Below are 5,132 nucleotides of genomic sequence, written 5' to 3' on the forward strand. Positions count from 1 at the left end.
GGGGTGCGCCACGTCCGCGACCTTGACCGCCTCCCGCTGTCGTCAGCCGAGCGCGCAGCCGCCCAGGCCGCGGCGGCGAACCACAAGGTGCGCGCGCCCAAAGCCTATCTCGACCTGATCGACTGGAACGACCCGGCTGATCCGATCCGGGCGCAGGTCATCCCGTCTCCGCAAGAACTTGAGGAAGCGGAAGGCGAACTCGACGATCCGATCGCCGACCATGACTTCAGCCCGGTGCCGCGCTTGACGCATCGCCATGCCGACCGGGTGCTGTTGTTCCCGACCTACCAATGCGCGGTCTATTGCCGGTTCTGCTTCCGCAAGGAATCGCTGACCTCGATCGGCAGGGGTTATACGCGCGAGGCGCTGGAGCCGGCGCTGGCCTATATCGCGGATCACCCCGAAATCCGCGAGGTGATCCTGACCGGCGGCGATCCGCTGTCGCTGCCCGACAAGGCGCTGGCCGAAATCCGCGCGCGCATCGAAGCGATCGCGCATGTGCGGCTGCTGCGCATCCACACGCGCGTTCCGGTGGCGCTGCCGTCGCGCATCACGCCGGGGCTGGTTGCGGCCCTGCAGGGCCGGCTGATGGTCACCATCGTCACCCATTTCAACCACGCGCGGGAAATCACTCAGGCCACGGAAACCGCCTGTCGCACGCTGCGGCAAGCCGGCTTCGTGCTGCTCAACCAGAGCGTTCTGCTCAAAGGCGTCAACGACAGCGTCGAGGCGCTGGAGGAGCTCTGCCGCGAGCTGATGTATCGCCTCGGCGTCAAACCCTATTACCTGCACCATGGCGACCTCGCGCGCGGCATGGCGCACCGGCGCACGACGATTGCGCAGGGGCAGGCGCTGACCGAAGCGCTGCGGGCGCGACTGTCGGGCATCTGCAACCCCGTCTATGTGCTCGACCTGCCGGAAGGCGGCGGCAAGGTGCCGATCGGGCCTTGCCATGTCGAGGGACGGGAGGGCGAGAACTGGCGGCTGCGCGGGCTGGATGGCGAGGTGAGGGCGTATACGGAGATCGTTGGCGAATAGGACTGCGCGCTAACCCCTGTCTTTCTCGACAAACGCCAGCACCACCACGCGCGGGGCAACGCAGTAGGCGAGCCTGGCCTTGCGGCCTGTCTTCGTCGTCGCGTGGCCTGCGTTCAGGTCGACGGTGATGTCCTCATAGCCCAGCACCTCGCGATCGAGCGGATAGACGGCCTTGTAGACGGCTTCCTTGGCGGCAAAAAGGATGCGGCCGGCAAGATGCCGGTCGGCTGCGTCGGTGCGGTCCGCGGGTGTTGTCACGAGCGCCAAAATATCATCCGGGAGAGGCTGCGCGGGCTCGACGTCGATGCCGAGCGAGGCGATATCGCCAACCGGTGCAACCGCCGCTACCGCCATGTCGTCGTCGTGCGCGAGCGAACCCATTATTCCCTCGGGCCAGACCGGCGCGCCGGTTGGCGCGCGCAGGATGGCGACGTCGCCGACGCCAAGCTCCGCCAGCAGTCCGTGCGCGATCCAGCGCGCAGCGCCGCTGGCGCGCCGCATGGCAAGCTGGCGCGCCGCGATAGAGCGGGCTTCCATGGGCAGCAGATGGGCTTCATCGCCTTCGCGGATCAGGCGGCATCCGATCCGGACACCGCTCGGCGCGATCGCGGCCATAGCCTCCAGCAGGGTCGTTTCCGCCGATGAATTCGCAACGGGCGGCGTCAACGATCGACCATCGGCAGGACGGCGATCATTTCTCCGTCCTCGTCGATGCCTTGTTCCACGAAGCCGGCTGCGCGATAGAGGTGGCGTGCGGCCTCGTTCTCGGGCTCGTAGCAGATCGAAACCTCCCTGATATGGCCGAGATTTCCGATCTCGTCGAGCAAGGCGCGCAATGCGGCTTTGCCATAGCCTTTGCCCTGGTGGGCGCGGTCGATCATGAAGCGGTAGACCAGCGCCTCGTTGTCCGACGCATCGTACATCAGGAAACCGACGACACGGGTCCCAGCCATGATGGCGCGCGGCCGCGCGTCTTCGTCGGTTTCGGCTTCTTCGAGGGACTCCGAATTGCCGGCGACGAAATCCCTCTGCTCCGGAGCCAGTTCCAGGGCCGCCACCAGAGCGCGGTTGGCCCTGGTCACGGCAACGAGACGGATGTCCTCGGTGTTCAAGCCGATGCCTTGGCCGAGGACTCGGTGATCGGTTCGACGAAGCGATGCAGCTTGGCCGGGTTGCCGCGCCATATGGAGTTGGGCTCCAGCTCTTCGCCCTTCATGACGAAGGAGTCGACATCGACCACCGAACCTTCGCCCATGACAACGCCGTAGTGGACAAAGGCGGAGGGTCCGAGCGTGCAGCCCTTGCCGATGCGGATGAAGTCGGACTTGAAGGCGCCTTCTTCCAGCGAATGGGCCTGGATGACGCAGCCCTCGTTGAGGGTGGCGTCGTCGCCGATCTCCACCAGCGAGCGTTCTGTCAGATTGCTGCCGCCGTCATAGACACGGCTGCCGATCTTGACGCCCAGCATGCGCAGGATCATCGGCCGGAACGGCGTGCCGGCGAACAGCCGCACGATCGGCGAATCCGCCAGCTTCCAGTGGCGTTCATGACGCCAGAACGCGACGTCATAGATCGTCGTCATCTGCGGCTTCAGCCTGCCGAAACCAAGACTTGCCCGTTCCACGAAGATGTAGAACGGAATGGTGATCGCCGAGGTCAGCAGCACGGCGACGAACAGTGCGACTTCAGCCCATTCGGTGTAGTAGTTCAGCGCCCGGTCCCAGATCGCCAGCGTGGCGAACAGCATGACCCATTGCGTTGCCACGAACAGCAGGATCGTCACCAGATTGTGGCGGTTCTTCAATGGGATGCGCCGGCGCCGGTCGTCCTCGTCGATGCCGGCGATGAGTTCCTTGTCGCGGTTCACCATGCGCGGGATTTCAAAGGCAGGCGAACCCAAGAGCCCGACATTCTCGCGCAGCGGCCCGTCGATGGGGATCATCACCTTGGTGCCGAGCAGGACGTTGTCGCCGGTGCGGCCGTCCGGCGGATAGTAGATGTTGTTGCCGAGATAATTGCGCTCGCCGATCCTCGTCGGCTCGAGCCTGAAGGCGGCGGCGGATTTGTGCATGTTGATCATGAACAGCCCGTCCGACACCATGGTCTCGGTGCCGATCTCGCACAGAAGCGGGTTTTCGTGCTGCTGGTTGGAGCCGAAATTGGAGCCGGTCTGCACCACCTTGTTGAGATTCCAGCCGATCGCTCGCATGTAGTGCACGATGGCCGAGCTGTCGCCGGCCAGCAGGCCGAGCACGCGGGAATTGCTGGAGAATTCAGCGACGGTCTGCAGCCAGTAGCGGAAGCCGTACAGCGTGTAGGTGCGGCCTGGCTTCAACAGCAGGCTGACCAGGCGCGGCACCAGCGTCGCCGCCAGGAAGGATGCGGCCATGTAGCCGAACAGCGTCACCGTGGTGCCGATCGCGACGACGCCGATGGTTTCCTGGTAGTCGTCGCCGACATTTTCCCAATAGCTGTGGAACAGGAGCGGCAAGGGAGTGACGATGGCAAACAGGCCGATCAGCTGAACCGCTTCGAACAGGAAGCGCCGGATGTTGGACGGATCGACATTGCGCACCTTGCAATAGTCGGCCGTGGTCGGCACGGCCGGCGAGCCATGCCAGCGTTCGCCGTCGGGGATGCTTTGGCCGCGGTGCAGCGAGGACGAATGGCCGAGCTGGGCGCCGTCGCCGATCCTGGTGTCGATGTCGAGCGTCGAACCGACGCCGACAAAGGCATCGCGGCCGATGGTCAGCGGCCCGGTGTGGATATAGCCGGCCTGCGCCCGGAAGCCGAGGATCATCGATTCCTTGCGCAGGATGGTGTTGGCGCCGATCGAGATGAGATCCGTGCAGACGGGCACGGATTTCGATTCGATGACGGCGTTCTTGCCGAGCCTGGTGCCGAGAAGCTGCAGGTAGATGCTGTAGAGCGGGCTGCCGCGGAACAGCACGACGGGCGCGGTGCGGATCAACGTCTTGACCACCCAGAAGCGGAAGTAACGCACGCCCCAGATGGGAAACGCTTCCGCCTTCCAGCGGCCGACCAGCACCCATTTGGCGAGGACGGCAAAACCCGACATGCCGAAGAACACGGCGGCCGAAAGCGCCACGCACCTGATGTAGAGCTGCAGCGGATCGTCGAGCGCGTCGTACATCCAGTTGAGACCACCATTGATCGCCCACAGGGCGCCATAGCTGTAGAGCCCGTAGAACATCAGCTGTGCGGCGCCGCAGGTCCAATAGGCAAGATTGGAGGCCCGCCGCGTGAGGACGGGCTCGTTGGTGGCCGTCGTCATCTCGTCCGCTACGCCCAGATGCAGCGCCAGCCGCGCCACGGTCGGGTGGAGGTAGATGTCGCGCATGGACGCCGTCGCCCATTCCTTCCTGGTGCGCACACGGGCGCAGAAATGCGCCATCAGCAGCGAGTTGGCGCCGAGATCGTCGAAGAAATTGTCCTCGACGGACACTTCGTCGAACTTCAGCACCGCGGCCAGCGCGTCGGCCAGGAAACGCTCGTCGTCATTGGCGGGCGCGACCATGGCGCGATCGCCCGAAAGCCGCACGCTTGTCGGCTTCGGCAGCTGGCGCAAATCCACCTTGTTGGAAACCGTCATCGGGATCGCCGGCAGCTCCTCGAGATAGGAGGGCACCATGTAGTCCGGCAGCCGCCGCTTCATCGTCCTGGCGAGGTCCGCGCGCGAGATCGCCGTCTGGCCGGCCTTCGCTGCGAAATAGGCGACGAGTTCGACGCGGCCGGGCTCGATCTCCCAGGTGGTGACGGCGGCTTGAGCGATCTCGGGCTGGTCGAGCAGCACCGCCTCGATCTCGCCGAGCTCGATGCGGTAGCCGCGGATCTTCACCTGGGTGTCGATGCGGCCGTTATACTCGATCTCGCTTTGGTCGTTGATGCGGCCAAGGTCGCCGGTGCGGTAGATGCGCTTGGACGGGTTGTTCGGCAGGCCGACGAAATCGGCGATGAATTTCTGTTCGGTCAGGTCGGGCCGGTTGAGATAGCCGACCGCGAGCCCGATGCCGGCAATGCCGATCTCGCCCAGTTCGCCCGGCTCGGCAAGCTGCGGCAGCGAAGCGTCGAGG

General features: G+C 65.0%; 4 protein-coding genes. 1 reads left to right on the forward strand and 3 read right to left on the reverse strand.

All coding sequences use genetic code 11. From position 1 onward, the window contains the following. Positions 1-1,038, forward strand: a 1,038-nt coding sequence (locus EN884_RS25230; protein WP_206617634.1) for a KamA family radical SAM protein, incomplete at its 5' end; no start/stop codon positions are given. A gap of 9 nt (positions 1,039-1,047) precedes the next feature. Here the strand turns inward: EN884_RS25230 and EN884_RS25235 are convergent. The 3 genes from EN884_RS25235 to EN884_RS25245 form a co-directional block, all read right to left on the reverse strand. Beyond that, positions 1,048-1,653: a 4'-phosphopantetheinyl transferase superfamily protein gene (locus tag EN884_RS25235; RefSeq protein WP_063170289.1), complete on the reverse strand. Its 606-nt coding sequence runs from the start codon at positions 1,651-1,653 to the stop codon at positions 1,048-1,050. A 47-nt stretch (positions 1,654-1,700) separates the two neighbouring features. Next, complete coding sequence (locus EN884_RS25240; RefSeq protein WP_244514318.1) at positions 1,701-2,150, reverse strand: GNAT family N-acetyltransferase; 450 nt, start codon at positions 2,148-2,150, stop codon at positions 1,701-1,703. Then, positions 2,147-5,132 (reverse strand): Pls/PosA family non-ribosomal peptide synthetase (locus EN884_RS25245; protein ID WP_128360793.1); only part of this gene is annotated, 2,986 nt, incomplete at its 5' end. The genes EN884_RS25245 and EN884_RS25240, both read right to left, overlap by 4 nt.

The sequence above is a fragment of the Mesorhizobium sp. M7A.F.Ca.AU.001.01.1.1 genome (assembly GCF_004022735.1).
In the GTDB taxonomy this organism is placed as follows: Bacteria; Pseudomonadota; Alphaproteobacteria; order Rhizobiales; family Rhizobiaceae; genus Mesorhizobium; species Mesorhizobium ciceri.

Bases quoted from the DNA above. Each gene is read 5' to 3' on its own strand.
- EN884_RS25235 (WP_063170289.1), bottom strand. From the start codon at position 1,653: ATGGCCGCGATCGCGCCGAGCGGTGTCCGGATCGGATGCCGCCTGATC.